The sequence below is a fragment of the Sphingomonas sp. CCH5-D11 genome (assembly GCF_001557395.1).
In the GTDB taxonomy this organism is placed as follows: Bacteria; Pseudomonadota; Alphaproteobacteria; order Sphingomonadales; family Sphingomonadaceae; genus Sphingomonas.
This window is the reverse complement of sequence record NZ_LSKH01000334.1, coordinates 1-3,131: the sequence shown is the minus strand read 5'-3', so window position 1 is coordinate 3,131 and position 3,131 is coordinate 1. Positions and strand designations below refer to the sequence as shown.

3 protein-coding genes and 1 pseudogene are annotated in these 3,131 nt (G+C 68.7%); all 4 read left to right on the top strand.

The window, feature by feature from the left end; genetic code table 11:
- A partial coding sequence (locus AX702_RS20555) for a cbb3-type cytochrome c oxidase subunit I (RefSeq protein WP_066782233.1) occupies positions 1 to 1,866 on the top strand: 1,866 nt, incomplete at its 5' end.
- Position 1,867: 1 nt separating this feature from the next.
- Positions 1,868 to 2,248: a hypothetical protein gene (locus tag AX702_RS20550; protein WP_066782232.1), complete on the top strand. Its 381-nt coding sequence runs from the start codon at positions 1,868 to 1,870 to the stop codon at positions 2,246 to 2,248.
- A complete protein-coding gene (locus AX702_RS20545; protein WP_066782234.1) occupies positions 2,245 to 2,847 on the top strand; it encodes a cytochrome c oxidase assembly protein in 603 nt (200 codons plus the stop codon). Before AX702_RS20550 ends, AX702_RS20545 begins: the two co-directional genes overlap by 4 nt.
- Positions 2,844 to 3,131, top strand: a pseudogene (locus tag AX702_RS20540) (c-type cytochrome); the annotation flags it as partial. The gene AX702_RS20545 and the pseudogene AX702_RS20540, both read left to right, overlap by 4 nt.

The following is a 3,131-nucleotide window of genomic DNA, read 5'->3' as shown; positions in this document are numbered from 1 at the left end:
GTGATGATCCTGTTCGCCTTCCCGCCGCTGATCGCGGGCGACCTGTTGTTCGAAATGGAGCGGCTGCTCGACTGGCCGTTCTTCGATGCGGCGCGCGGCGGCGATCCGCTGCTGTGGCAGCACCTGTTCTGGATCTTCGGCCACCCGGAAGTCTATATCATCTTCCTGCCGTCGATCGCGCTATTCGCCATGCTGGTGCCGACCTTCGCGCAGCGGCACCTGCTCGGCTATCCCTATATCGTCCTCGCGGCGGTGGGCACGGCGTTCCTCAGCTTCGGCCTGTGGGTGCACCACATGTTCACCACCGGCCTGCCGAAGATCAGCCTGGCGTTCTTCTCCGCCGCCAGCCAGGCGGTGGTGATCCCGACGGGCGTGCAGATCTTCGCGCTGATCGCGACGCTGGCGGCCGGGCGCGTGATCTTCTCGACGCCCCTGCTGTTCGCCACCGGCAGCCTCGCGATCTTCGTCATCGGCGGGCTCACCGGCGTCATGGTCGCGATCGTGCCGTTCGACTGGCAGGCGCACGATACCTATTTCGTCGTCGCGCACCTTCATTACGTGCTGATCGGCGGCACGCTGATGCCGCTGATCGCCGGGCTTTATTATTACTGGCCGCTCATCACCGGAAAAAAGCTGAGCGACCGGCTCGGCCGCAGCGCCTTCTGGGTGATGTTCGCCGGCGCCAATCTCACCTTCTTCCCGATGCATTTCTCCGGGCTGCTGGGGATGCCGCGCCGCGTGTTCACCTATCCGGCGGAGCTTGGGCTGGGCGGGCTCAACATGGCCTCGACCATCGGCTCCTATCTGTTCGCCGCCGGGATGCTGATCGTCGTCATCGACCTGTGCCTGTCGCCGACGCGCAGCAAGGCGAAGCGCAATCCCTGGAACGCGGGCACGCTGGAATGGCTGGCGGAGCCGGAAAACGAGCCCTGGGGCGTCCGCTCGGTTCCGCTGATCGAGACGCGCTATCCGATCTGGGATCAGCCCGATTTTATGCGCAAGGTGGACGAGGGGCGCTTCTTCCTGCCCGATGCGGAGGAAGGGCGGCGCGAAACGATCAGCACCACCGTGCTGGATGCACGTCCGCTCGCCGTGGTGCGTCTGGCCACGCCCTCGGTGCTGCCGATGCTCACCGCCTTTGCGCTTGGCGGCGTGTTCATCCTGACGACCTTCCACTTCTACTGGGCCGCGCTGGCGAGCGGGGTGGTGACGCTCGGGCTGGTGCTCGCCTGGCTGTGGACCACGGCGGAGATTCCGGAAAAGTCGTGCAAGCCGATCGGCCACGGGCTGGAACTGCCGCTATACCTGTCCGGGCCGCAGGCACCGGGCTGGTGGGCGATGTTCATCACCATGCTGGCCGACGCCACCGCCTTTGCCGGGCTGGTGTTCGGCTATTATTTCTTCTGGACGGTGCATCCCGTGTTCCCGCCGCCCGACATGCCGGGGCCGGGCATCACCTGGCCGATGGTTGCGCTGGGGCTCGCCGCCGTCAGCTGGGCGGTGACGATCGCCGCGCGGGAGCTGAACCGGCGCGGCGCGGTGGCGGGGACGCGCGTGCTGCTCGCGCTGGGCGGCTTGGGGTCGGTGCTGGCGATCCCGGCGGGGCTCGCCGGGCCATGGCTCCACGGGCTCGATCCCGCCGCGCACAGCTATTCCGCGATGGTGTGGCTGCTGGCGATCTGGACGGTGATCCACTCGGGCGTCGGCGCCATTGCGCAATTCTACGCGCTGGCGCGCAGCATCGCCGGCCGCGCGACGCCGGTGCATGATGCCGACATCCGCAACACCGCGCTGTATCATCACTTCATGCTGTTCACCGCCATCGTGTGCTGGGGCACGCTCGGGCTGTTCCCGGAGGTGACCTGACATGCTGGATCGCCTGCATCGCCGCTTCCGCAGCCTGCGCGTCACCTTGTGGACGCTGATCGTCCCGCCGACGACCTGGGCCGCGCATTTCCTCTTCTCCTATCTCTGGGCGGCGCTCAGCTGCGCCAAGCGGGGCTATTTCGCCGAAGCGCCCGTGCTGTTCTGGGCCGGCACCATTCTGGCGCTGCTGGTGATCCTGGCGGCCGGCTGGATCGCGCTGGTCCAGTCGCGCACGCCGGGGGATGATCCCCCGCATGAACAGGGGACGGAAACGGATCGGCTGCGCTTCCTCGCTTATTCGACACTGCTGCTCGCGGGGCTCAGCTTCGTCGGCGTGATCTTCACCGCCGCGCCGGTGGTGTTCATCGAGGATTGCCGGTGAGGCGCGCGCCGCTTCTCGCCGCGCTCGCGCTGCTGGGCGCCGGCTGGGTGGCCGCGCCGCTCGGCATGACGGGGCATATGATCGCGCACATGATCGCGGTGGCGGTCGCCGCGCCGTTGCTGTCGCTGGCGGTGCGCGGCACGCCGCTCGATCCGGCGCAGCGCTGGCCGCGCATCGTCACCCCCTTCGCCATGAGCATGGTGGAGCTGGCGCTGGTCTGGTCCTGGCACGTCCCCGCGCTGCGCGCCGCCGCGGCGCAGTCACTGGCGGTGATGGTGGTGGAGCAGCTGTCATTCCTCGGCGCCGGCGTCCTCCTGTGGTCGGCGGTGCTGGCCCGCCCGGCATGGGCGCGGGCGAGCGGCGTCGGCGTGCTCCTCCTCACCTCGATGCACATGACCTTGCTCGGCGCACTGATCGCGCTCGCCCCGCGCCCGCTCTACGCCGCCGGCCATGGCAGCCATGGCGCGATGGCGCTGCTCGATCCGATGCAGGATCAGCAATTGTCGGGCGTCGTCATGCTGCTGGTCGGCGGCGCGGCCTATCTGATCGGCGGGCTGGCGGTGCTTGGCGGATTGTTGCGGCAGGAGGCGCGGGCATGAGGATCACATGGCTGCGCGCCTCGCTCGCGGCGCTGGCGCTCGGGCTGCTCGGCCTCTTGGTCGCCTGGTCGGGCGCGATCAACGTCGCCGCGTCCAGCGGGCATTGGGCGATCACTGACTGGTTCCTTCACTGGGTGATGCGCAATTCGGTGGACACGCGCAGCACGCTCACCAGCCCGCGCGAGGCGTCGGATCCGTCCGGGCTGGTCAGCGCGGCGGGTCACTTCGCCGCCGCCTGCGCCACCTGCCACGGCGCGCCGGGGATAAAGCCGTCGCCGGTGTTC